The sequence below is a fragment of the Pseudoflavonifractor sp. 524-17 genome, assembly GCF_009935845.1.
Classification (GTDB): Bacteria; Bacillota; Clostridia; order Oscillospirales; family Oscillospiraceae; genus Pseudoflavonifractor_A.
The window spans coordinates 67,381-90,585 of sequence record NZ_QWEK01000016.1; the positions used below are offsets into that span (position 1 = coordinate 67,381).

Here is a 23,205-nt window from a genome sequence, read left to right on the forward strand (position 1 = left end):
CGCTGCCAAGATCCCACCTCACTTATTTCTCCGCCTCTCCTCTCCCGCGGCCCAATCCACTCTTCTTGCTGCCGCATACAGCTTCTTGATTGCATTTTCCCTCCGGCGGCGCTATAATGAGTGATATCTTTGACGCAGCCGCACAGCGGCAGCTTTGCGGAAGGACTGGGGGATACTCCATGGCCATCATCGGAATTGATTTGGGCACCACCAACAGCCTGGCCTCTGTCTGGCGCAGCGGGAAGAGCGAGCTCATCCCCAACGCGGCGGGGGACTATCTCACCCCCAGCGCAGTGAGCGTGGACGGGGACGGCACCATTTTAGTGGGCCGGGCGGCCCGGGATCGGCTGATCTCCCACCCGGACCGCACCGCCGCCGGCTTCAAGCGGGACATGGGCACCCGGAAGACCTACACGCTGGGGGACCGGACCTTTACCCCGGAGGAGCTCTCCTCCTTTGTCCTGCGCAGCCTGCGGGAGGATGCCCAGGTCTATCTGGGGGAGCCGGTGACTGAAGCGGTAGTCAGCGTCCCGGCCTATTTTACCGAGGCCCAGCGCGCCGCCACCAAGCGCGCCGCCGCCCTGGCCGGACTGCGGGTGGAGCGTCTGGTCAACGAGCCCTCTGCCGCGGCGGTGGCCGGCCATATCAGCCAGGGGGACGAGGATAAGGTCTGTCTGGTCTTCGACCTGGGGGGCGGCACGCTGGACGTCTCTGTGGTAGAACGGTTTGACAATGTGGTCAGCGTCACCGCCGTCAGCGGGGACAACCACCTGGGAGGCCAGGATTTTGACCTGGTCCTGGCCAAGGGCTTCTGCGAGGACTGCGGCGTGGACTTCGACGCCCTCACCCGCCAGCAGCAGGAGATGCTGGTCCGGCAGTCGGAGACCTGCAAGATGGCCCTGTCCACTCAGGAGCCGGTGATTATGGCGGTGGACGACGGCGTCCTCTCCGCCTCGCTCTCTTTGAGCAACGAATGGCTTATCCGCAAGAGCCGCGCCCTCTTCCAGCGGATGATTGCCCCTGTGCGCAAGGTCTTTCTGGACGCCGGAATTTCCCCCGGCGAGCTGGACGATCTGGTTATGGTAGGCGGCTCCAGCCATATGCCCGCCGTGCGGCGGTACATCGCCCGCACACTGGAGCGGGAGCCCGCCCGGGGCGCCCGGCCGGACACCGCCATCGCCCTGGGGGCCGGCATCTGCGCCGGCATGAAAGCCCGCTCTCCCGATCTGAAGGAGCTGGTCCTCACCGACGTATGCCCCTTCACTTTGGGGGTGGCCATGTACAACGAGCACCAGCCCGGGCGGCACATCATGTCCCCCATCATTGAGCGCAACAGCGTCCTGCCCTCCAGCAAGGAGGGGATCTACTACACCGTACGGGACAACCAGCAGATCATTCAGGTGGATGTCTACCAGGGGGAGCACCGCTACTGCTCGGACAACACCCTCCTGGGCAAGCTGGAGCTGCGGGTGCCCTCCGCCCCCCGGGGGGAGCAGTCGGTGCGCATCCGCTTCACCTACGACATCAACGGCTTGCTGGAGGTCAGCGTGGCCGGCAGGGACGGCCAGACCGCCCGCCTGGTCCTCCAGAACGCGGATATGACCCAGGAGGAGGCGGAGCGCCGTCTGGCGGAGCTGGCCTCCCTCAAGCTCCACCCCCGGGAGCAGGAGGAAAACCGGGCCCTGGTCGCCCGGGCGGAGCGGCTGTACACCGTCACCGTAGGCCCTCTCCGGGACCAGGTGGCCGCCATGCTGGACTGGTTTCAGGGCCAGCTGTCCACCCAGGAACCCCTGCGGGCAGGCAGGGCCGCCAAGCGGGCCAGCCGGTTTTTCGACCAGGTGGAGGCTTACGTAGGCGATGTGGAGCTCCCCTTCCCTGACGCCTCCCTGGACGGGGACGAGGAGGAGGACCAGCCATGAGCTGGCCTTGGAGCGAGCTGGGCCTGAGCGGTCCGGCGGACCCCCGGGAAATCCGCCGGGCCTATGCCCAGCGGCTGAAGACCGCCCACCCGGAGGAGGATCCGGAGGGCTTTCAGCGCCTTCACACCGCCTACCAGGCCGCCAGTAAGCTGGCCCGGCAGCGTCCGGCGCCCTCTCCCCCGCCGTCCCAGCGCCCTGAGCCTGAACCAGAGCAGCAGGATTGGGACTATCGCCAGCTCCTCCAGCAGGATCAGGACGCAGCCCCTGCACGGACCGGGCCCCAGCCCGCGCAGAAGGACTGGGACTATGACCGGCTCTTCGCCGAGGGCAAGGAGGAAGAGGAGGCGGTCCGCCGGCGGAAGCTGGAGGAGTACCGGCGGAAAAACCGGGCCAAGTATCAGGCCCAGGCCCAGCAGCAGCGGAAAAAGGCCCAGAGTGAGGCACGGGCGTGGGCAGACGCCGCCGGGGCGCTCCACGCCCTGGATCTGCTCTACACCAACGGCGCCCCGCTGTCCCAGTGGCAGGACTTTCTGGACAGCCCGGTGTTTCTCTCCGCCAAGGGCAACCTGGACTTTCTCTTCGGGCTGGAGGACTTTTTGCAGCTCCATCCAGACCTGCCCCTGACGGTGCGCCGGGCCTTCTATTCGGCCTATCAGGCCCCTGGGAAGCGGATCCGGCCCGAATATCGGCCCCTGCTCCGGCTTCTCAAGGACGCCGCCCCGCCGCCCCAGCCCGGGCCCAGGCGGCTGAAGCTGTCCCGGCTGGCCTGCTTTATCCTGGCGATCATGTGCTTTATCATGGTATTGGCCATTCTCACCGTCCATTCCACTCCCTCCAGAACCGGGCCCACCGCACACAGCGCCAACACCAGCCAGACGCAGACCGGCTGGCACCAGCAGGTCTGCACCTGGCTGGAGGAGGATTTTGGCGGCTCCTTCTACTCCTTCTATCTCCAAGGCGGCCGGCAGTCCATCCAGTTCTACTCCCTCTTCGCCCCCAGCGACAACCCCGGCTTTCTCTTCATCGCCAAGCAGGAGGGCCAGCGGGATCCGGACCGGGGCCAGCGGGGCTATACCACCAACTACACCCAGCGGCTGCTGGTGCAGGAGCTGCGCGGCTTTTCCGAGACGTGGGACTACCCCCTCGCCTTCGGACCGGAGGATTTTATTGGCGGCTCCGGCACCGCTCCGGAGATTTACTACTTTGACCTGCCCCTCACCGGGGCGGGAGAGGGCATCACCGCCCTGGGGACGCTGCTGGACGCTCTGTCAAAAGAGCCCTGGTACCAGACCCTGCCCCCTACGTTTGAGCTCTTTCTTAACTGCGGGGATCTGAACTTTTACCACTACCGCTCCACCCAGGGCCCCTTTGACGGGGATTACGCCTGCAATAACTACGAGGTCAATCTACTCCACGCTTTCGCCCGCCGCCTGGTGGCGGAGAGCGGTCTGCTCCAAGCGGAGCTGGGTGAGGGGACCTGGGACCTCCAGCCAGAGGGCACGGCGGAAATTGAGGGAAATTTCTGCCGCTGGCTCTCCGCCCGGCAGGGGGAGCAGATACAGCGCCACTACTTTGTCACCCTGGACGGCCTCCCCGCCGGCACGGACGCCATTGTCTACTCTGTCCCCCTGGAGATGATGGATCAGGGCTGGCTCGACGACGACGACGCCCAGGTGTATCCCATGGAAGTCCCCGCCCTGGACCTGACCATACAGGTCTGGAGCTATCATTAAGAAACCGTCCGCAAGCAAGGCTGGCGGCTTATCCCCCATAACCATAAAAAGGGCAAGGCAAACCGAAACGGTCTGTCTTGCCCTCTGCTTCTTCACGGCGAGCCGCCCTTCCGCCTGCTCCCTGTTTTCAGCGGCCGGACTCCAGATCCTTGACGAGGTGGGGAATCTGACCGATCATATTGTCCATGTCCTCAAACATGGCGCTCTTTGTGGTGCCCAGGCGGCTGGCCCGGTCAATGTGCTTCACAACTTCCTGATACTGGTTCTTAATCTCATCAAAAAACTGACAGATCGTCTGCAAATCCTGCTGAGATACGCCGATTACGCCGGAAATCTCGCTCTGGACCGCCACCGCGCCCTCCGCAGCCGCAGTGATTCTGCGAAAGCTCTCGTCGGTCTGACTGACGATGTCCACGCCCTGGCCCAAGGTCTGCTGGGACGCCGCGATGCTGTCGCTGAGCTCGCCGGCCCGGGTCTCCACATCACTTACGCCGGTGTCCACCTCGCCCGCCAGCACCTTGATCTCCTTGGCCAGCTCTTTCACCTGTACGGCTACCACCGCAAAGCCCCGGCCGTCCACACCGGCCCGGGCCGCCTCAATGGAGGCGTTGATGGCGAGGATATTTGTCTGGTCCGCGATGGACACAATCTTTCCCATGCACTGCTGAATACCCCGAATGGCGGATTGCAGCTGGGTAAAGATCTCCGCCATCTGCTCATAGGCGCTTTGCACCTGGGCGGAGTTCTGCTCCAGCTTCTCCATCTGCCCCTGGGCCTCAGACACCGCCTGGGCGACTTCGCTTCTCACCTGGGTGAACTGCTCCGAGGTCTGGCTGATATTGGAAAACGACTGCCCCAGCTCCTGAAGCTTCGCCTGAAAATGGTCCGCCTCCTTCAGTACGCCGGAGAAGCTCGATCCCACCATGCCCAGCTCAAAGAGGGAGGCCACCTCTTTTCTCACCAGCTCCTGCTGATACTCCTTCAGGCTGCCTGCCACATGTACAATCGGATAGAGACTCTTTTCCTCCTGAGACTGAACTGGCTTCTGCCGGCCTTTCCCCGCAAATAACATATATCTCCCCCCTTACTCAAATACCACACAGGTCATGGACTGGTTGACAAAGCGGTTGTTGTAGTGCTCTCCGTACCCCACAAAGCCGGCGTGACAGCCCAGCTTCGCCATCTCCTGCAAATAGGTCTGCATATAATTGTGCTGGGAAAACAGCTTATAGCGGAACAGACAGTTGACGGAGAAAATCGCCGAGCGGCGGGGGAACTCCTGGCAGATCTGGCGGATGGTGTTCCTTGTAATGGCCTGGTAGTCCCCCAGCTCCAGCAAAATCAGCACGTCGGAGTCATTGACCTGCCGGAAGCAGGCCAGGGCGTTGCCGTTGACCTCCTTGATGGAGATGATGCAGGTGTCGTCCCCGTTGATCTTGCCGAATGGATTCTGGAAGGTTCTGGTAAGGATTTCCTCATCCGTTACGTGGAGAATGCTCTGGTAGACCTGCTTTGCCGGCTTTCCGTTCAGGGAACCCAGTATGTAGTTGGCCCGGTCCGTGTTGGAGGCGATAAACCGGTAATCCCCCAGCTGGTGATAGATGTTCTCCTTATAGGTCTTCACCCGGCCGTTCCGGTTGCGCACCAGCCCGTAGGCCACCGCGTCCTCATAGACCCGCCCGTTGGCGGACACCCTGCCCTGGTCGCCGGTCCCGCCCACCAGGGAAATCTCCCGCCGCTCCAGGGCGGTGCAGATGGTGGTCAGCACACAGGCGTCGTTGCCTGCGCAGAAGTCAATGCACACCGTGTCCTCACCGGAGCCGCCCACGGCCTGAATATCCTGCTCCAGACGGCGGATGTACTTTACCGGCATGGTGGATACCCGCTCCAGCACGTTGGCCGCGGCGGTGACGCCGTCCGAAAAGGCAATCACCACCACGCCGTTCTCCACCACCCTGGTCTGATAGCCCATGCCAATACAGCCAATGCTGGGCACACCGGGAAAACGCTTCTCCAGCGCCTTTACGTGGCCTTCAAACTGGGTATTGTTTGATAACAGCATTATAAATTGAGGATTGTACAGGCCGTGGACTGCCTCTTCCAGATTCCCGCTCTGGCTCATACCAAAAAACTGCTTCACGCTGCTGTCTCCCTCCCGCGATATTTCAGTTTTTTAATTATATTGGAAAGATTCCAATGTGTCAATATCATGGGCGCAAGGGAATAAAGTATGTGAATGAGTAACCAATCCCGCTTTGGAGAAACGGCCAGGCAGATCGCAAATGGCAATTTTTACGCCAAATTGCACGAAACAGGACCATAGAGGGAATTTTTATTCATTTCGGCAGCGCCAGATACGGTTTCTTGCTGCGGCTGGTTGTCTGTGCTATATTTCTGCCTATTGGACTATTAAAATTGGGGGAAGGGTGGGTCCTGATGAACCCACGGCGAAATCGTATTATGCAGCATCTTGCAGGAAAATACGCAAGTGAACTTCTTTGCGGCGTAACATCTGGTACGCCATTGGGAAACGCGGGCCGCCCGTCGCAATCCGGACAGGCGGCCCGCGTTCTTACTCTACTATCTCAATGGAGCCCACAATGCTCATTTTGCCGATTCTTCTCAATGGGATGCAGGTTGCCAGCAGACAGGCTGCTATGGCAAGCGCCGCCGCCTCTACAATGGGAATGACAGGCACAGCGGCCAGATGGAGCCGGTCTGTGGCTGCGGCCTCCACAAAAATCGTGCAGATATAGCCGGTGATGCTTCCAATCACCGCCGCGATCATGCCGTAATAGGCCCCCTCCCATAAGAATACCTTGAACAGGCACTTTGTACTCATGCCGATAGCCCGCTGCATTCCGATCTCGCCGGTCCGGGTGCAGATGTTGGTATAGACGGTGTTGATAATGTTCAGCAGACCAATCAGCGCCACAAACAGAATCAGCCCCCAGGCCAGGAGCCGGATCTGGGTGAAGCTCTCCGCCAGCTGGCGGTCGGTATCCTCATAGGACAGCCACAGGGTGCCGGGAATCCGCCCCGCCAGAGCCTCCACCACAGCGTCAAATTCCTCCCTGTCAACCCCCTGCGCCAAAGAGGGCAGCAGCCAGTTATACGCTGTCTTTCCTGTGAGGGCGGTATACAGCTCCTCGTTTACGACAACCTGCACGCCGTTGATGAAGCCGTTGTTTCCCACGCTCAAAAAGGTGTCATAGTCATCCAGGGTGGCCAGCACGGCCAGCTCCCGCCCCGCCACGGTGATGACATCCCCTGTCTGTATGCTGGTGCGGGGAATCTCCTGGCCCTCAAAGACCAAGGGCAGAGGATTGCGGACCATGCAGCCCTCCCCGGCCTTCAGCTTTGCCAAAAGCCCGGCCGGCAGAGCGGAAAAAGCCTTGTCCCAGTAAGCGCCGTTCAGCCCCACCACCTGGAAAGTCTCCGCCGGCTGGAGGGGGCATCCAAATTCAATGCCCGCAGGGCAGCCATCCGCTCCCTGCTCATAGCAGGAAAACTGCATGGCACCCAACTCTTCCACTCGGGGATCGTCCCCCATGGCCTGGTACTCCTCGGGAGAAAAGCCCGCCCCTTCGTTGGTGATGGAGTAATCCCCATGGTGCTCCACCGTGCCGCGCCTGGCGGCGTCCAGCAGGCCCACCGCCCCCTGGAGCGCGATAAACACCGTAATACTCATCACCAGGGACAGGACGGTAATGGCGGTGCGGCCACGGCTGCGCTTCAAATTGAGGCGGGCATAAAACGCCTCAAAATTGTGTATTTTCTTCTCCTTCCGGCTCCGGCGCCTGATTTTTACCCGGCTGCCTGCCATCGCCACGGTGGGCGCCACCCGCGCCGCATACCGGGCGGCGGGAAGGGCGGCGGCCAGGGCAAAAATCAGGGTGACGGCGGCGCTGGCCAGCAGGAACAGGCCCTTGCCGCCGCTGTTCTCCGCAATCAAGCGGTTCAGCTCTCCGGCGTCCCGGGCCAAAAATAGTTTCGGGGACAGCAATCCCGTAGCCGCGGTGAGGATGCCCCTGGCCGACAGGGTTCCCAGCAGCAGGCCCGCCGGAATGCCCGCGGCGCACAGCAGCAGGACCTGTGCGGCAACCAGGACATACAGCTGCCCCCTGTCCGCGCCTATGGCCCGAAGGACGCCATACTGGGCCGTACGCCGGGAAACGGCAATTTTCATGATGTTGTAGATCACCAGCCCCGCTGCCAGCAGGAGCAACGCCCCCACCAGAATGCCCGCCGCCAGCATCAGGGGGAAACCCTCGTCAGAGACGTCCGCCACACCGGCGGCCTCCGCGCTGTACCGTATACCCAGAGCCTCCAAATATGGAATATTATATACCGTATCCAGCTGGTGGACGTTCAGGGCTGCCGCCAAATCGTCCATCGTGGCCTGGAATGTCCCCCTATCCGCGACGCGAACATCTATGTTGTAATAGAAATACGCCTCCGGCAGCAGCGCCTCTGCTGTACCAGGCCCTACGATACCATTGATGGTTCCGGCGGCGTAGTTGAGGTAGTTGCTCTCAGTAATCCCCACCAAAGTAAACCTGGCGGTGAAGTCATAGGATTGGGTCACGACCCCGTGACGCAGTGCTTTGGACAGGGAGAGGGTCAGGGTGTCTCCCAGCCTTCCCGAGAACCCCAGATACCCCAGCACATCCTCAGGCAGCGCAATCTCCATGGGACTCTCCGGCAGACGGCCTTCTTTGACCGCAGAGATAGAGGGGTAGATGGCGCCCACATCCTCCTGAAACTCGCTGAGGCCCAGGATCAGCGTGTTATCCAGCCGCGTGCTTCCCAGCACCACAAAGCTGCCTGCAAAGGACAGCCTGGGGTCGCCTTTCAGCGCCTCCAGCTGCGCCTGGTTCATCTGGACAAACCCGGCGTGGCGGTTCCCGCCGATGGCGATGGCCTGCTGCTGCCGCATGGCGGACAGCACTCCCACAGACTGTCCGATCACCGCCGTCATCATGGTGGACAGGACAATCGCCAGAAGAATCAAAACAGAGGTGACCCGCTGGGCCAGCAATTCCTTCAGGGCCAGGGTATGATAGCGCTTCATCCTGCCGTCACCTCCGACAACACCCCGTCCACAATGGTGAACTGCCGCGACCCCATGGCCGCGATGCGGCTGTCGTGGGTGATGACCACCAGCGCCTTTCCCATGTCCTTCCCTACCATTTTCAGCAGCTCCATCACCTCACCGCCGCTCCGGCTGTCCAGGTTGCCGGTGGGCTCGTCGGCAAAGATCACGTCTGGCTTGGCAATGAGGGCCCGGGCGATGGCCACACGCTGCTGCTGTCCGCCGGAGAGCTCATGGGGCAGATGGGCCAGGCGGTCCTGGATGCCCAGCATCTGGGCCAGCTCCTGGAGATATCTCTCGTCCGGCTGCTTTTTATCTAAGAGCCGCGGCATAATGATATTCTCTCGGGCGGTCAGAACAGGCAGCAGGTGGAACTGCTGGAAGATGAACCCGATACGCTGGCGGCGGAAGGCGGACAGCTCCCTGTCAGACAGACTGTAAAGGTCCTTGCCGTCATAGGTCAGACGGCCGGAGGTGGGCCGGTCCAGCCCGGACAGCAGGTGCAGCAGCGTACTCTTCCCGCTGCCCGACGGCCCCATAATGGAGATGAAATCGCCGGGGGCGATGGTCAGCGCGGCCCGCTCCAGGGCCACCACCCTGTTTTCGCCCTCGCCATAAATTTTGGAAAGTTCCCTTGCTTCGATGTTCATAAAAAACACCCTCCTTATGTGGTGTAAGGAGAGTGTAACGGGAAAACCTCAAGAAATCCTCAAGGTTTACAGTTTATTTGAAAGCAGGCTGTGGCAGCCGCGCCCCCGGTCGAACCATTCTTCAAGCGAAGCTCACCGCCGTGCTTCTGGCACAGGAGACTGCTGCTATACAGGCCCATGCCAAAATGCCCCCCGCCCTCCTCTGTCTTTTCAAAGGGCTTCGCCCCGCTTCTGAGCAGCGCGGCGGGAAAACCAGGGCCGTCGTCCGCAATGGAGAGACGCAGAACATGATTCTCCAGGACAAGGGTGATCTCCAGCTTCTCTTGCGCAAAACGGACCGCGTTCCCTATCAGATTTTCCGCCACGGTGAGAAAAATTCCGTGGTCAATCCGCACCGCGCCCACATCCGGCCCCTGGACCCCCGTATCCAGCGCCGGGGCAAGGAGCCGCGCCGTCTCCTCCAGCTCCGAGCGCAGGACGGCTAAGGTTACGTTGGCAGCCCGCACCGGCAGCTGCTCCAGACGCTGAATGGTGCTCATGGCCTCCACATACTGCTCGATTCTCACTGTATAGGTCTCCAGACGGTCCAGGGTCTGCCGGTCAGAGGCATCCTGCCGCAGCAGACTAATGCTGCCTTTCAGAACAGTGACAGGGTTGCGCAGGTCGTGGGCGAAGGCTGCGTTGAGCCGTTTTCGCTCCTCCGCCTGCCGCCACAGCTCCTGGTTGGTCTTCAGCAGCTCCAGACGCATACGCTCAAAGGCCGTGCAGATTTGGCCCAGCTCGTCAGCGGACGGGCTGGAGATGGTGAAGTTCAGGTCATGGGCCTGGATGCGCCACGTCCCCTCCAGCAGGACGCGGATGGGCTCTTTCAGCTTCCAGCGGTAAAAGAGCGCCCCCGCTGCCCCCAGACCCACAACCGGAAACAGGGCCCAGCCCAGCAAACCGATGATATCCGCTGCTTTCAACAGCCGCAGCTGCTCTGGAGTGGGCGAGGGCAGCTGCGTGATCGCGCCGCCGCGCCCGATCACCACCCCGCCCAAGGGGTACAGGGAGGAAAACCACTTACACCCCGTCCACAGCAGGGCCGCCAGCGCCACCGCCGCCAGCAGTCCGCAGAGGGTCAGCAGAAAAAAGGCCCGCCGCAGGCTCATATGTTTCAGCCGCTCCATTTGTACCCGCACCCCCAGACCGTCTCAATATAGCTGCGGAGTGTATGAGCCGCCAGCTTGGCCCGGATTTTTCGGATATGCTCCATCACTGTGTCACTGCTGCCGCCGCCGTCGATGCCCCACACGTTCTCATAAATCCGCTCCCGGTCAAAAACCTGCCCCGCATTCAGAGACAGCAGCTCCAGAATGTCAAACTCCCGGCGGGAAAGGGGGACGGCCTCGCCGCGGACGGTCACGGTCCGGGCGGAGTAATCCACCGCGCATTCCCCAAAAAAGCGCAGGTTGGACGGGCGGTTCCTCCGCCGCTCCCGGCACAGGTGGGCGGCAATCCGCGCCGCCAGCTCGTCCAGGCCGAAGGGTTTTACAATGTAATCGTCTGCCCCCGCCTGAAAGCCGGTAATCTGATCTGCGGACTCTATACGGGCCGTTAAAAATAAAATCGGACAGGAGACGTGTTCTCGGATGGTCTGACAGACAGTCAGGCCGTCCATCCCCGGCATATTGATGTCCAGCAGAATTAAGTCCGGCTGTTTTTCCGCCTTTTGAACAGCCCTTTGTCCATTGTAAGCCGTCAAGACTTCGTATTGCGGAGAAAAGTAGGCTTTCATTGTATCCACTATGCCCCGTTCATCGTCCACAATCAGCAGCGTCGGTTTCAAAGGAATTCTCCTCTCTACGGGATTTTACCTATCTTACCACACAAATCTCAAGAAAATCTCAAGAGTTCGGGAAAAGAACCGCCCTTAACTGAGCCGCTGCAGGCGCCGGAATCGTCCGTCAATCGAAAATAAACAGTTCTTCGATGGGAGCCTCAACCGCTCTTGAAATGTCAATGGCTAATTTCAGAGATGGATTGTACTGCGCCTTTTCCAGCCGCATGATGGTTTCCCGGCGCACTCCTACCTGCGCGGCCAGCTGCTCCTGCGTCAAATCCTTCAGCTGCCGGTACCTTTTTAATCTGCACTCAAATTCAGCCATTCCCTATTCCCCGCCCTCTTCCCTCTGATCGTCGTGATCATAGCGGTACAGCAAATACTCCGGGAGGAAAATGCCCAGGGCCAACGTGAGGGAAAGCACAATGACTGTGGCAATCAGGGTGTATTCCAAACTTCCAAACAGCTTTCCTTGGCAGAGAATCACCAACGCAATCAGCGTAATTCGGAATGTGAGCTTGTAAGTGCGGAGCTGGGCGCGGGCGGCATTTTCCCGAAACCGTTCATCCATAAAGGTCCCAGACATTTTCCCCTCATAGAAAAATCCAAAAAAGCCGAAGAACAGGAACGATGCAAAAGGGAAAATGTCGCCGCTGGCGCAGTAGGTCCAAAAACCGGCAAGGCCCAAAAATCCCAGCAGTCCCAGGAACCCCAGCTTTGGATTGAGTTTGCGCGTTGTGTCTGCCGCCGCAAGGTTCTTCCTGTTTTTCCCGATGCTGATAAAAAGCCGGACGAACAGGGCGAACATGTAGACGCAGGTAAGTGAGATGGATACAAGCATGGGCAAGTCCTTCGGGGTAAAGGCGCCGCTTCCAAAGTCCATTGGAACAACCAGGCGGGAAGCGTTAAACGTGACAGCGTACCAGACCGAGAGCAGCACAGCCGCGATGCAGAAAATCCCGCAGCCAACCCAGATTTTTACCTGTTTCCTTTTCATACGGCACCTCCAAATAACGAGATATATTTATCTCTTGATGATATAAATATATCACTTTATTCCCCGCGTGTCAACCATGCTTTTTCTATTTCTGTCCTGCATTTTTTTGAGTGGATCCCGCAAAGCATTTCATGGCATTCACAGCACATTTCAATACAAAAGCATTGAAGCGGCGCTCCCTGCCAGATAAACTAATAAACTAAGAACCTGCATCAATTTTAAGGAGGAATAACTTATGATACCCATTTCCGGTGTAAATAGCGGCGCGGTCCGGCCCTTGACAACATCTGAGAAGGTGCTGGGAGCCCCCAAGGTCCAAACGCCAGAGGAAGAGGCCCAGGGCCGCCCGCCGAAACCTGTGATGGATGAATACGTCCGGTCACAACCGCAGGCGCTGTACCAACCCTGCCAGACAGGCAAAGACGAGGACAGCCCGTCCAAGCTCTGTTTTGACAGCCCGCCGCAGGCAGCGCAAGCCCCCAAGCAGCCGGACCTCGTCCCCGATGCACAGAAGCCTGAGCCGGCGGATCAGCGCGCGAAGGCCCCGGAGAAGAAGGACGGCGGCAAAGAGGAGCGCTGCGTGGGAAATACCAGCAAAGTGGACCGCGAGATTGAAATGCTGAAAAAGAAGCTGGAGGAACTGGAGCAGCGGCTTAATACTGAAACCGACGAGGCTAAGATTAAGGACCTGGAGCGCCAGCGGGCTCAGGTGGAGCGGGAGTTAAAGCAGAAGGACAACGATACCTACCGAAAGCAGCACACCACATTCACACAGCTGCCTTAATTCCGGAAAAGCGGCGGTTCATTCTTCAAAACCGCCGCTCAGACTGTCGAAAAAGGCGCTGCCTTTTCCGACAGCGGGGATGCAGCCTGCGGGCGCGAACTCTGCGAGACTTTTTTGACACGCTCAGCGGCGGTTTGTCATTTCAGTTATTTATACTTGCTTTAAGGTAAGTATCGCACTTGAATGTGCGTACTTGATTTTCCCTTAATTCTCGCTATGATGATACTATCAAATGCAGGAAAACTCAAGCCTGCATCCATCAAGGAGGTTATTCGGATGGGTAAAAAAATAGTAGTCATCACTGGCAGCCCGCGTAAGAATGGAAACAGTTTCGCCATGACAGACGCTTTCATTCAAGCGGCACAGGCAAACGGCCACGAGATCACCCGCTTTGATGCCGCGATGAAAAACGTGGGCGGCTGTCATGCCTGCGAGACCTGTTTCAAGACCGGAAAAGCCTGCTCTTTTGACGACGATTTCAATACGATTGCTCCGGCTATTCTGGAGGCTGACGCCGTTGTCTTTACCATGCCGGTCTATTGGTATTCTATCCCCGCGCAAATTAAAGGTGTGATCGACAAGCTGTTTTCCTTTGTAGTGGGCGGCAAGGACATTTCCGGGAAAGAGTGTGCCATGATCGTCTGCTGTGAAGAGGATGATCTGTCCGTCATGGACGGCGTCCGCATCCCCTTGGAACGGTCTGCCGCGCTGTTGAAGTGGAAGATAGTGGGGGAAGTGCTGATTCCCGGTGTTCTGAACGAGGGCGATGTCAACAAGACAGACGGCTGCGGACAGGCGGCGGCGCTGGCCGGCAAATTCTAAGGGAGGACGGGAATCATGTCGAAGAACATCGTCATTTTGAACGGCAGCCCCAGAAAAAAGGGCAACACTTCCGCGCTGGTCCAAGCATTTGTGAAGGGAGCGGAAAGCAGCGGCCACACTGTTACGGAATTTTTTCTGAATGCCATGGACATCCACGGCTGCCGGGGCTGCTTCGGCGGGCACAGCAGCAGAGCCTGTCCCTGTGTCCAGCGGGATGACATGGACAAGATCTATCCGGCTGTGAAAGACAGCGATGTGGTTGTGCTGGCTACCCCGCTCTACTACTGGAATATGAGCGGACAGATCCGCACCGCGGTTGACCGCTTGTTTGCACTGGAGGAAGGCGATGGAAACCTGCTCAGGGGACACGGGCGGGCATCCGCCCTGCTGATGGCCGCGGAGGGACACGGCTTTGAGGATGTGCTCCAGTATTATGACCATTTGATGGAGCATTTGAACTGGAGAAACCTCGGCCATGTGCTGGCTGGCGGCAATGGCGATGCCGGCGATGTCGAGGGAAAGCCGGAGCTTCAGGAAGCCTATGAGCTGGGAAAATCCATTGAATAAATCAGGTTTCGATAACGGAGGAACTTTCGATGCAGGCAATCAATTTACCAAAGGCTGCTGAGCTGACTTCTCCTAATCCTGTAAGCGTGGTATGCACAGAAAAGACCGATGGGGGGACAAATCTTGCCACAGTATCATGGTGGACCTATCTCTCCTTCCGCCCCGGCATGATCGGCTTTGCGATGGCAAAAACCTCTTACAGCGGCGATATGGTCCGGAACAATCAAAAGGTCATCCTCACCATTCCCGGTGCGGAGATCGCTGAAGCGGTCATGGGATGCGGCACCACTACGGGACGAAATACGGACAAGGCGGAGCAATTTCATATCGAACTTACCTCTATCCCAGGCAGCTCTATCCAGATCCCCGTCCATAGCCGTGTCGCTATTCAAGGCCGGATGAAGGAATATCATGAAGTGGGCGACCATTATCTGTACATCTGTGATGTAGAGCAGGTCTATGGCAGCGAGGGCGAGGAGGCTCTCTTCGCCTGGAATGGATACTCTCAACTCCGTCCGGCAAAGTAAACCGTGAAAAGGGCAGGACAAAAGCGGCGGGCTGCCGGTACGGCTTGACTCCCCGCTCTTGCCAGCCTGTGAGGAGGATAACGACGTGAGCAAAGTTTTGTTGATCAACGGCAGCCCCAATGAGCGTGGCTGTACCTTTACTGCGCTGACAGAAATCGCGGATACGCTCTCCAAAAACGGTGTGGAACCGGAGCTCCTGTATCTTGGCAAAAAGCCGGTAGCCGGCTGCATCGACTGCGGCAAGTGCCGGCAGACCGGCCGCTGCATCTTTGATGACAAGGTAAATGAAATCCTGGAGAAGCTGGACGAGTACGATGGCATTGTTGTTGGCTCTCCTGTGTATTACGCCGGCCCGTCGGGTCAGCTCTGCGCGTTCCTGGACCGCCTGTTCTATTGCAGTGAGGCACGAATGGCCGGAAAACTGGCTGCCGCAGTTGTTTCCTGCCGCCGGGGCGGGGCCAGCGCGGCCTTTGACCGCCTGAACAAGTATTTCGGCATCAGCAATATGCACACGGTTGGCTCTCAGTACTGGAATCAGGTTCACGGCTTTACCCCGGATGACGTGCGGAAAGATGGGGAGGGCTTGCAGACCATGCGGACGCTGGCACAGAATATGGCATGGCTGCTGAAGCATATGCAGGCCGGAAACGAACAGGGTATTGCGCCGCCCCAGTATGAGGAGCGGATCTATACCCACTTTATTTATAGGCCTTGCTTGAAAAATACCCAAACACTCACTGCGTTAAAAAATCTCTCGCCGCCGGGACGCCAGGCAATTCCCAGACGTCCCGGCGGTTTCGTTGTCAAAACAGACTCGCCAGCCCGGCCAGCAGAAGCATCCCTGCCGGTACAACATATTTCCGCGGATGGTGCCAGAGGTCGCTTTCAATTTTCCATCCCCGGATGGGGCAATGCCACTCCAGCAGGACGGAGCCGGCGGCGCTCAGCAGGGCGAAGAATGCCGCCGTCAAAACATGGAGCGGTGTGATTGTGCCGATCTGGATTTGCCAGCTGCACAGGAACACAGCATCCGCCGCCAGATTGCATACGAAAATAAACAGGCAGTAGGGGGCGCAGAACCCTCGCCCCTGTTTGGGCAGAAACCGCACCGTCTGCTCCAGGGCCGGGTCACAGGACAGGAGGATGCAGATGGGGGTGTTCATAGAGAGGATGCCAAAGCCGATCGGAAGCACAAACCGTGCCTCTATCTGTCCCAACAGCACCGGCAGGACGCAGGCCACCCCCCACATAGCCGCCGTGTTGACCAGGTAATTCTTGTGGGCCGTCAAATAGCGGAACAGGTAGCGCCACACCGAGTAACGGCGGTGAGTCTTGACCGCTCCCCTGCTTTTTCCGGGGGTACAGCGGAAGGCATAGGCGTCGGTCCGGCTCAACAGCAGGATCGCGGCCAGACAGCTGACTGCCAGGACCGGAAAAAGGAGGGCCGGTCTGCTCAGCAGAAAAATTGCGGCAAGCAGGACCGCCGCCCAAAGCGCCCCCAGCACACCCCGCAGGCGTTTTCTGGGATAGACGCACACGGTCACAAGGACGGCACTGACCCCGCACAGGACGCTTCCCGCAACCTCCATCCCGCTCCAGGCGGAGACCGCCAGCACCACGGCCAGCAGTCCGGCGGTCTTGGTGAGCAGCGTATATGCCCCCAGGGCAGCCGTATAGGAAAACACAAGGCTCCGGTTCTCAAAGGGAAGCATAAACATATTTTCCATGTTGGCCCCGCCGTCCCCGGCTGAGAGGGCCTGCCACATGATTCCGGCGGAGAACGTGCCAGTCATCAGATACAGGATGGATGGGGCGATTTGGACCTGAAAGCCGGCGGTATGCAGTCCCCAAAACACCACCAGCTCCAGAAAGAGCGTCCTGGTCAGCCGCTCATAGTTCACGCCAAACAGCTTTTTGGCCACCGCGTCAAAGCTCATTTTCATCATGCAGGGCCTCCCGAATATTGGCGGCGTTGATTTGACTGCCTTCAAAGCTCCGCCGGATCCGCCCCTCCTCCAGTACCAGCACCCGACCGGCGGTCAGGGTGATGCTCTCCAGGATATGGGAGGAGAAAAGCACTGTCCCGTGCGCCTTGTATCCGGCGATCAGCTGATACAGAAATTCCGTGCTCTGGAAGTCCAGTCCGTTTACCGGCTCGTCCAGCAGGAGCAGCTCCGGCTTCAGGGCGAAGGCGGTAATGAGAAACGCCTTTTTCCTGCTGCCGGTGGACAGGTCCTTCAGCAGCGTATCGGTGTAATCCTCGAAGTGAAAGCCCCGCACCAGTCCGGCCGTATCCGGCAATACCTTTTTGTATGCCGCCGCCACATAGGACAGGTACTCCCGGAAGGTAAAATACTGGAAGGAGCTGTCTTCCGCAAAGACGATATACCGGCGCAGTTTAAAGTCCTTGTCCCGGAAATTTGCCGGACGGCCGTTCAGCTGGACGCTGTCACAGCGGAAGCCCTCATGCAGGCCGGACAGGGTTTTCAGAAAAGTGGTCTTCCCGGCCCCGTTCAGGCCGATCAGCCCCACCACCTCATGCCGGCGCAGCTGGAGGGAGAGGTTCGACAGCACGTTTTGTCCCTGTGTATACCAGGCGCACAGATTTTGCAGCACCAGAATATTCCCATTCACAGTCAATTCCCCTTCTTTCCCCCCTGCTCCCTGTTCCATGCGGCGCAGGCGGAGTACCCAAAGGCAATCCCCATCAGAAGGTACAGCCCGGCCATCTCCAGGCTGCCGGTGATTCCGCTGACGGCCGCCGCCAGCCAGAGCAGAGCCAGAATACCACGCATATAAATATGACGCATACCATGCTCCTCCTTGAAGCGTTGTTTCCTTTGACATATCTGCATCATAGCAGAAAAACAGGCGCTGTGCGGACATGTCCGCAAACGGCAGGTTTTTGACCGCGAAAAATGGGCGCGTACCTGTATTTGATCCGCTCAATCCTGTGCCGAAGAAGCGTTCAGCAGTACGCTCAGACAAAACTGCCGTCCGTTTTTTCCCGTCAGCACCGCTCCATGATACTTTTCTGCCACCGCTTCAATGTTGGAACGCCCAGTTCCCGCCGGAGGCAGGGGTTCATCGGAACAGGTATTCTCAAACGTCAGCAGATAGAAATCTCCCTGCCGCTTTCCGCTGATGCGGATTATTTTGGCCCCGCTGCTGGCGCGGCAGGCGGTAATGGCGTTGTCCAGGGCATTGGCAAAGAGTACGCACAGATCAAAATCGTCAATCCCGCAGGGCTTGGGCAGGACCAGAGATACCTCCGCCGCAATCTCCTTCGCCAGCCCCAGTTTCTCCCCCAGCAGAATATCCACCACCGGATTACCGGTCTGATAGGGGAAGGACAGCGCCTCGGAGACGCTCTCCAGCTTTTTCAGGTACCCCCTGCTCTCCTCCACCTTTCCGCCCCGGAGAAGGCCGTCCAGGACGGACAGGTGGTTTTTGATATCGTGACGGAAGGATTTCGTCTGCTCATAACGCGCCTGAGCCTCGGTAATATAGACCTTTTGCACCTGAGCCGCCTGGGTCAAGGATTGCAGCGCGGCCTGGGCCTGAAAGCCCTGACACAGATGGCGGTAGGCGTACAGGGTACACAGCAGCGCCGCCAGCCCCATCCCTTGCAGGAGCAGCAGCGTACTGTGCCTGCCCACCTCCTCCAGAGAGACCATAGGGGCGAAAAAGCTGTAGGCGGTCTGGAGAATATACAGCTCCGCCGCAAAGACGAACAGGCCGGGAAAGAGCAGCAGCCCAATATAAGGCGTCTGGCTGTCCTCTGTCCAGGCCAGGAGCTTCCACACGGCCCAGTAACAGCAGGCACACAGCACAAAGAAAAGGAGCTGCGCCGTGAAAAGCAGTAGATAGAGCAGCGGGCTTCCGATGAAACGGGGAAAGAGCGCCGCCTCTACCGAATTGATCATTCCGAACGAGAGCTGTGAGATATAGAACGCCAAAACAGCAGCCAACCAAGACACGGAAGGTTGGTTTTTCATTCCAAAGCGGCTGATGGCATACAGCTCGAGCACGCCTGCGCAAATGGACAGCGTCCCGCTGAGGGCAAGTCCGGTTGAAACAAGCTGAAGGACGCCCAGAAGGAGAAGGTAGGCGGCAAAGTGCCCCAGCTTCCACTTCTTTCCGGTGAGGCGGCCGGCAAAGAACAGGTGCATCACCCCCTGCCCCGCAAGGCAGAGGCCGTCCATAAGCAGAGCAAAATGGTCCATGTCACCCCCCCTCTCTCATATAGCGCAGAAGGGCCTGGGTCAGATCCCGCTCCCGCAGCCGGGAAACCGGAATCCGCTCCCCCCGGGGCAGCAGAACCTGTCCGGCCTGACACCCGCGCACATAGTCCAGATTGACCAGATAGCTCCGGTGGCACTTGAAAAAACGCCCGTCTACGCGCTGCTCCAGAGCCTCCAGCCTACCGTAGTAGTCAATCATGGTTCCGTCCTGTTTATGGAGATAGATTTTCCGGCCCAGCACCTCGCAGTACACAATACTAGTGAGCAGAACGACCTCACAGCCGGTTCCCCGTTGGATCACGATATCCGGCCGGGTTCTCTGCTCCAGGCAGAGGAGAACCCGATCCAACGTCCGTTTGAAACGGGCGTTGTCCAGGGGCTTGAGCAGATAATCGTATGCCTCCACCTGGAACGCGTCAAACACAAGCTCTTTCAGAACCGTCACAAAGATCAGCAGGCTGCGATCTCCCCGCTGGCGGAGCAGCCTGGCTGTTTCCATGCCGTCCGGCTGCTCCATCTGGATGTCCAGGAAGATTACGTCAAAGCCGCCGCCGCTCTCCAGCAGGGCACGTCCGCCCGAAAAGCTGCTGACGGAGTAGGCGGCGGTTGAATGTTCTTCCATATAACCGGCAAGATGACCGGCAAGCGCCTGGGCCGCCAAAGACTCGTCATCACAGATTGCGAATTTTATCATGTTCCCCACCACGTTTTTTGATCAGGTTAACATAAACGCAGCCGCACGGCAAGGCCATTGCAGCAGAATGCCGTAAAACTGTCACGAAATGATTTCCTCCGCTGGTACAGCTATTCCGCACAGACTCCGCCAGACACCCGAAGCGCCACGAAACGATGTACCCTTTCCGATGGAAATAACAGCCGTTCCCGGCGCCCATGGGCGCCGGGAACGGCTGTTATTGCTCTGCCTGAAGAGGATCTTTCCGCTGTGACCAGTCTGTTCAATCTTATTCCTTAGAGCGTTTTTCCCTCCTCCTGGGGGGACGGTGTGGGACTCGACGGTTCCATTCCGAAACCGTCAGGCTGCGGACGAGCGTCAGCGGCGGCTGTTCCAGCTGCCAGCAGCTTGGCAAAGTGGATCTCAATCAGAATCCCCAGCACAATAAACAGAAAACCGCTGTATACAGCCAGCTTTTCTCCAAGCTCCCGGATATTGTTCGCCGTCACAGCGGCATTTCTTGACGCAGCCTCTACCCCCTCATATACATAGGTGTAGAAATCCGCGCCAAAGCTGGCGTCCTGCACGGAAGTGGTAGAGTAGCTGTCGGCGGGCGTAGTCATAAAGACGATGCCTGCAAGAATTACAATGACTCCTAAAATACAGCCGATTCGGTTCCAGGTTCTCTCCTTTTTCACAAGCTCATACCTTTCCTTTCGCGTCCCATACATCCCACTCTGCCGGGAATAGGACCGCCCGATGGGTTACTGCTTCTCCAGGGCCTGACCGTTGTTGTTATACAGGGTCAGCGTACCGTCCTCGTATTTGTAGGGTATGGAAATATCGGATGTTCCGTTGGTAGCCTGTAGGGTGCCATTGATTACGGAAGCCTCCGTATCAATGGTGTATGTGCCGGTTACAGCCTGGCCGTTGGTGAAAGCGACGGCCAGTGTGCCGCTGTCATACTTAAAGATATTGCCCTGAAGGCTCCAGCTTCCCTGGACAGCGGCGTCGATGGTTTCAGCGTCCACGGCCTCTCCACCGGTCTCCCCGCCGGACGGCGCGGGCGCGGCAGGGACGGCGGAAATATCAAGCTCCATCATTTGGTAGTTATCGCCGTTGCCCCGCTCCTCTACCATAATGGTCAGCGGGCTGGTGTCTTTTGGCAGATACGCCCGGGCAATCGGAATGGTGCTGTCCTTCATTGCGGTGTTAAAAAAGTTGTCCACTGACTCCGGCAGCCCCGACGCTGTCCAGCTGCTGGGCGTATCAACCTCCGCGCCGTTCTGGTAGACCGTGATGGAAAAGCTGTCCTGAACCCCTGCGGGCTTGCTCGCTTTGTTGGTAAAGTCAAAGGTAAGAAGGATGGCGTGGCGGCCATCTTCAAAATTCTCGTCATTGAACGAATAGCTTGAATAGACGAGGCGACCGCTCTCGGTCTCCAGGTCGATGGATTCCACCTGGGGATCCGCCTCCGGCGTGGGCGTAGGGGTGGGCTCCGGCGTGGGGGTCGCGGCAGGGGCTTCCGAGGGCGGGGGACTGCTGGGCTCCGCCGCGCCTCCGCCGCCGCAGGCGGCCAGGGACAGGGTAAGGGACAGCGCCAAAAGCAGTGCGGATACCTTCTTCATATTCAATAACCTCCAAAATCGTTTTTGCTTGTGCCTGGCCATTTGGGCCGGATGTTTTACGAGGCGGGTGTGTAGTAGCCGACGCAGTCGTAGACGTAAGTACTGGTATTCGTAGAGGACTCACCCTTCTTTTGAGAGACCGACTTGACCAGCCGCCCCTCCTCGTCGTAGGTGTGGTGGATTTCGTAGGTGTTCCCCGCCGGGCCCTCCAAGCCGTCCGGGTAAGAGGTCTGGGTCTCTACCGCCACATTCCCGTCCTCGCCGTACTCATAGGTATAGATCATACTGTAGTAGACGCCGTCATCCGAGTTGGTGTTGACGGAGGTCATCTTGACGGGGCGGTTCTGTTCGTCATACTCGTACTCATAGACGTAGTTGTTCCCGTCACGAATGCCGCTGGAGTGCTCAAGCTCTGTCTCCTTCAAGCCGAACTCGTTGTAGGTGTAGGTGTAGTTGTCATAGCTGCCGGAATTGCTGGTAAAGTTTTCCGCGAGCACCTGCCCCTCTTCGCTGTACTCATAAGTATAGGTCCCCCTCTCACTTCCGGAGACCTTCTTTTCCACCACCCGTCCGGCGTCGTCCAGCACGAAGCCGCTGTAAGTATAGGTGGAGCTGTAGACTTTCTTCTCCACAACATCGTAGACTGGGATCTTTTCCGGCTCAGGGGTGGGTGTGGGGGTGGGTTCGGGCGTAGGCGTGGCGGTGGGCGTGGCCGTAGGAGGGACGCTGGTGGGAGCAGCTCCTCCCCCGCCGCAGGCGGCCAGAGTCACCGCCAGGCCCAGTCCAAGAAACAGTGCGGGGACCTTCTTCATACTCAATAGCCTCCTAAAAAACCATTCTCAGAATCCCAACTGCCGGAATTCCAACCGTCCTCCAGGTCTTGATAGAATTCGTAAGACTCCGGATCGTTGTCCCGCAGATAATCCTCAAACGAGTAATCATTGCTGCCGCCGGCAAAGCCGTCCTCGGAATCCCAGCTGCCGGAATTCCAACCGTCCTCCAGGTCTTGATAGAATTCATAAGATTCCGGATCGTTGTCCTCTAAGTAATCCTCAAAGGAGTAGTCGCTGCCATCGCGGCTGCTGCCGCCGCTCCCGGAAGAGAAGGAGGGATTGGAAGTATTGGAAGGCTTCTGCTCCGCGGGTCCGGTGGAGGTGTCCTGCCCGCAGGCAGCCAAAGACAGGCACAGCAGAGCAGACGCCAAAAGCGCCAGGGATTTCTTCATATCAAATAAACCTCCGTGTTATAATCAAATAGGTTTGACGCTGACGATATCGTGGAACCGCTGTCAGAACAGGGACTTTTCGTCCTCGTCATACAGCTTGCTGTTGATTTCATCCAGCGTCATGCCGTGGACAATTCCGTGCTCAATGATGGCGTCCCGCTTTACTTTGGGGTAAAGGGGCGCGTAGGAGGCCCGCTTCAGCGTCCGCTGCGTCTCCTCGATGGAAATCTCCATCGCGATACACAGGCACAGCAGCCGGTCCCGGGAGGGCGTCCGCCGGCCGGAAAAGATTTGACGGACATATACCTCGCTCATGGCGGCCCGCCGGGCCAGGTCCAGCTTGGAGATGGATTTTTTTATCAAAAACCCGTGCAAATCCTCCGAGATGTTTGTGTTGACCAGCGCGTCCGCATTATCCTTGAGATAGACGCTGATATCGGGCTGCACCATCAGCTCTTCCCGCAGATCACCGGTATCCTTTTCCTCCATAGCAGTCTCCTTTACTTTTTTGTCACGATC

24 protein-coding genes and 1 pseudogene are annotated in these 23,205 nt (G+C 58.6%); 7 read left to right on the forward strand and 18 right to left on the reverse strand.

Annotated elements, in window-relative coordinates; all coding sequences use genetic code 11:
* Positions 1-116: 116 nt before the first annotated feature.
* Positions 117-1,919, forward strand: a complete 1,803-nt coding sequence (locus D1159_RS07185; protein WP_161845000.1) for an Hsp70 family protein — start codon at positions 117-119, stop codon at positions 1,917-1,919.
* Positions 1,916-3,652: a J domain-containing protein gene (locus D1159_RS07190; RefSeq protein WP_161845001.1), complete on the forward strand. Its 1,737-nt coding sequence runs from the start codon at positions 1,916-1,918 to the stop codon at positions 3,650-3,652. The genes D1159_RS07185 and D1159_RS07190 overlap by 4 nt, the downstream gene beginning before the upstream one ends.
* Positions 3,653-3,779: 127 nt before the next feature.
* On the opposite strand, the gene D1159_RS07195 is transcribed toward D1159_RS07190, so the two are convergent.
* The 8 genes from D1159_RS07195 to D1159_RS07230 all read right to left on the reverse strand — a co-directional run bounded on the left by D1159_RS07195 (position 3,780) and on the right by D1159_RS07230 (position 12,216).
* Positions 3,780-4,724, reverse strand: a complete 945-nt coding sequence (locus D1159_RS07195) for a methyl-accepting chemotaxis protein (protein WP_161845002.1) — start codon at positions 4,722-4,724, stop codon at positions 3,780-3,782.
* Positions 4,725-4,736: 12 nt separating this feature from the next.
* Positions 4,737-5,792 carry an FIST N-terminal domain-containing protein gene (locus D1159_RS07200; protein WP_161845003.1) on the reverse strand — a complete coding sequence of 352 codons (1,056 nt, stop codon included), beginning with the start codon at positions 5,790-5,792 and terminating at the stop codon, positions 4,737-4,739.
* Positions 5,793-6,224: 432 nt separating this feature from the next.
* On the reverse strand, positions 6,225-8,726 hold the full coding sequence (locus D1159_RS07205; protein WP_161845004.1) for an ABC transporter permease: 2,502 nt from the start codon (positions 8,724-8,726) through the stop codon (positions 6,225-6,227).
* Positions 8,723-9,397: an ABC transporter ATP-binding protein gene (locus D1159_RS07210; RefSeq protein WP_161845005.1), complete on the reverse strand. Its 675-nt coding sequence runs from the start codon at positions 9,395-9,397 to the stop codon at positions 8,723-8,725. Before D1159_RS07210 ends, D1159_RS07205 begins: the two co-directional genes overlap by 4 nt.
* Before the next feature lie 59 nt (positions 9,398-9,456).
* Entirely contained in the window at positions 9,457-10,566 is a 1,110-nt protein-coding gene (locus D1159_RS07215) for a HAMP domain-containing sensor histidine kinase (RefSeq protein ID WP_243152164.1), read from the reverse strand.
* The gene (locus D1159_RS07220) at positions 10,554-11,225 is read right to left on the reverse strand and encodes a response regulator transcription factor (protein WP_202620979.1); all 672 of its coding nucleotides are present in this window, start codon (positions 11,223-11,225) and stop codon (positions 10,554-10,556) included. The genes D1159_RS07215 and D1159_RS07220 overlap by 13 nt, the downstream gene beginning before the upstream one ends.
* Positions 11,226-11,343: 118 nt before the next feature.
* A complete protein-coding gene (locus tag D1159_RS07225) occupies positions 11,344-11,544 on the reverse strand; it encodes a helix-turn-helix transcriptional regulator (protein WP_161845006.1) in 201 nt (66 codons plus the stop codon).
* A gap of 3 nt (positions 11,545-11,547) precedes the next feature.
* Positions 11,548-12,216 (reverse strand): DUF3796 domain-containing protein, encoded by a 669-nt coding sequence (locus tag D1159_RS07230; protein ID WP_161845007.1) that lies wholly within the window; start codon positions 12,214-12,216, stop codon positions 11,548-11,550.
* A gap of 235 nt (positions 12,217-12,451) precedes the next feature.
* On the opposite strand from D1159_RS07230, the gene D1159_RS07235 reads away from it, so the two are divergent.
* The 5 genes and pseudogenes from D1159_RS07235 to D1159_RS07255 form a co-directional block, all read left to right on the forward strand.
* A complete protein-coding gene (locus tag D1159_RS07235; protein WP_161845008.1) occupies positions 12,452-13,000 on the forward strand; it encodes a hypothetical protein in 549 nt (182 codons plus the stop codon).
* 276 nt (positions 13,001-13,276) lie between these two features.
* Positions 13,277-13,822, forward strand: a complete 546-nt coding sequence (locus tag D1159_RS07240) for a flavodoxin family protein (protein WP_161845009.1) — start codon at positions 13,277-13,279, stop codon at positions 13,820-13,822.
* 15 nt (positions 13,823-13,837) lie between these two features.
* Positions 13,838-14,389 carry a flavodoxin family protein gene (locus D1159_RS07245; protein ID WP_161845010.1) on the forward strand — a complete coding sequence of 184 codons (552 nt, stop codon included), beginning with the start codon at positions 13,838-13,840 and terminating at the stop codon, positions 14,387-14,389.
* Positions 14,390-14,418: 29 nt separating this feature from the next.
* On the forward strand, positions 14,419-14,916 hold the full coding sequence (locus tag D1159_RS07250; protein WP_161845011.1) for a flavin reductase family protein: 498 nt from the start codon (positions 14,419-14,421) through the stop codon (positions 14,914-14,916).
* A gap of 85 nt (positions 14,917-15,001) precedes the next feature.
* Positions 15,002-15,619 (forward strand): annotated as a pseudogene (locus D1159_RS07255) (flavodoxin family protein); the annotation flags it as partial.
* Between the two features lie 100 nt (positions 15,620-15,719).
* Here D1159_RS07255 and D1159_RS07260 read toward each other — a convergent pair.
* The 10 genes from D1159_RS07260 to D1159_RS07300 all read right to left on the reverse strand — a co-directional run bounded on the left by D1159_RS07260 (position 15,720) and on the right by D1159_RS07300 (position 23,175).
* Entirely contained in the window at positions 15,720-16,862 is a 1,143-nt protein-coding gene (locus D1159_RS07260) for a hypothetical protein (protein ID WP_161845012.1), read from the reverse strand.
* Positions 16,843-17,550, reverse strand: a complete 708-nt coding sequence (locus D1159_RS07265; RefSeq protein ID WP_161845013.1) for an ABC transporter ATP-binding protein — start codon at positions 17,548-17,550, stop codon at positions 16,843-16,845. The genes D1159_RS07260 and D1159_RS07265 overlap by 20 nt, the downstream gene beginning before the upstream one ends.
* Positions 17,551-17,552: 2 nt before the next feature.
* Positions 17,553-17,726, reverse strand: a complete 174-nt coding sequence (locus D1159_RS19155; RefSeq protein ID WP_202620981.1) for a hypothetical protein — start codon at positions 17,724-17,726, stop codon at positions 17,553-17,555.
* 135 nt (positions 17,727-17,861) lie between these two features.
* On the reverse strand, positions 17,862-19,142 hold the full coding sequence (locus tag D1159_RS07270) for a sensor histidine kinase (RefSeq protein WP_161845014.1): 1,281 nt from the start codon (positions 19,140-19,142) through the stop codon (positions 17,862-17,864).
* A 1-nt stretch (position 19,143) separates the two neighbouring features.
* Positions 19,144-19,854 carry a LytTR family DNA-binding domain-containing protein gene (locus tag D1159_RS07275; protein ID WP_161845015.1) on the reverse strand — a complete coding sequence of 237 codons (711 nt, stop codon included), beginning with the start codon at positions 19,852-19,854 and terminating at the stop codon, positions 19,144-19,146.
* 275 nt (positions 19,855-20,129) lie between these two features.
* A complete protein-coding gene (locus tag D1159_RS07280; RefSeq protein ID WP_161845016.1) occupies positions 20,130-20,531 on the reverse strand; it encodes a hypothetical protein in 402 nt (133 codons plus the stop codon).
* A gap of 66 nt (positions 20,532-20,597) precedes the next feature.
* Positions 20,598-21,461: a DUF5067 domain-containing protein gene (locus D1159_RS07285; RefSeq protein ID WP_161845017.1), complete on the reverse strand. Its 864-nt coding sequence runs from the start codon at positions 21,459-21,461 to the stop codon at positions 20,598-20,600.
* Between the two features lie 56 nt (positions 21,462-21,517).
* On the reverse strand, positions 21,518-22,273 hold the full coding sequence (locus tag D1159_RS07290; RefSeq protein ID WP_161845018.1) for a hypothetical protein: 756 nt from the start codon (positions 22,271-22,273) through the stop codon (positions 21,518-21,520).
* Between the two features lie 2 nt (positions 22,274-22,275).
* The gene (locus tag D1159_RS07295) at positions 22,276-22,686 is read right to left on the reverse strand and encodes a hypothetical protein (RefSeq protein ID WP_161845019.1); all 411 of its coding nucleotides are present in this window, start codon (positions 22,684-22,686) and stop codon (positions 22,276-22,278) included.
* A 63-nt stretch (positions 22,687-22,749) separates the two neighbouring features.
* Positions 22,750-23,175 (reverse strand): helix-turn-helix transcriptional regulator, encoded by a 426-nt coding sequence (locus tag D1159_RS07300; RefSeq protein ID WP_161845020.1) that lies wholly within the window; start codon positions 23,173-23,175, stop codon positions 22,750-22,752.
* Between the last annotated feature and the right edge of the window lie 30 nt (positions 23,176-23,205).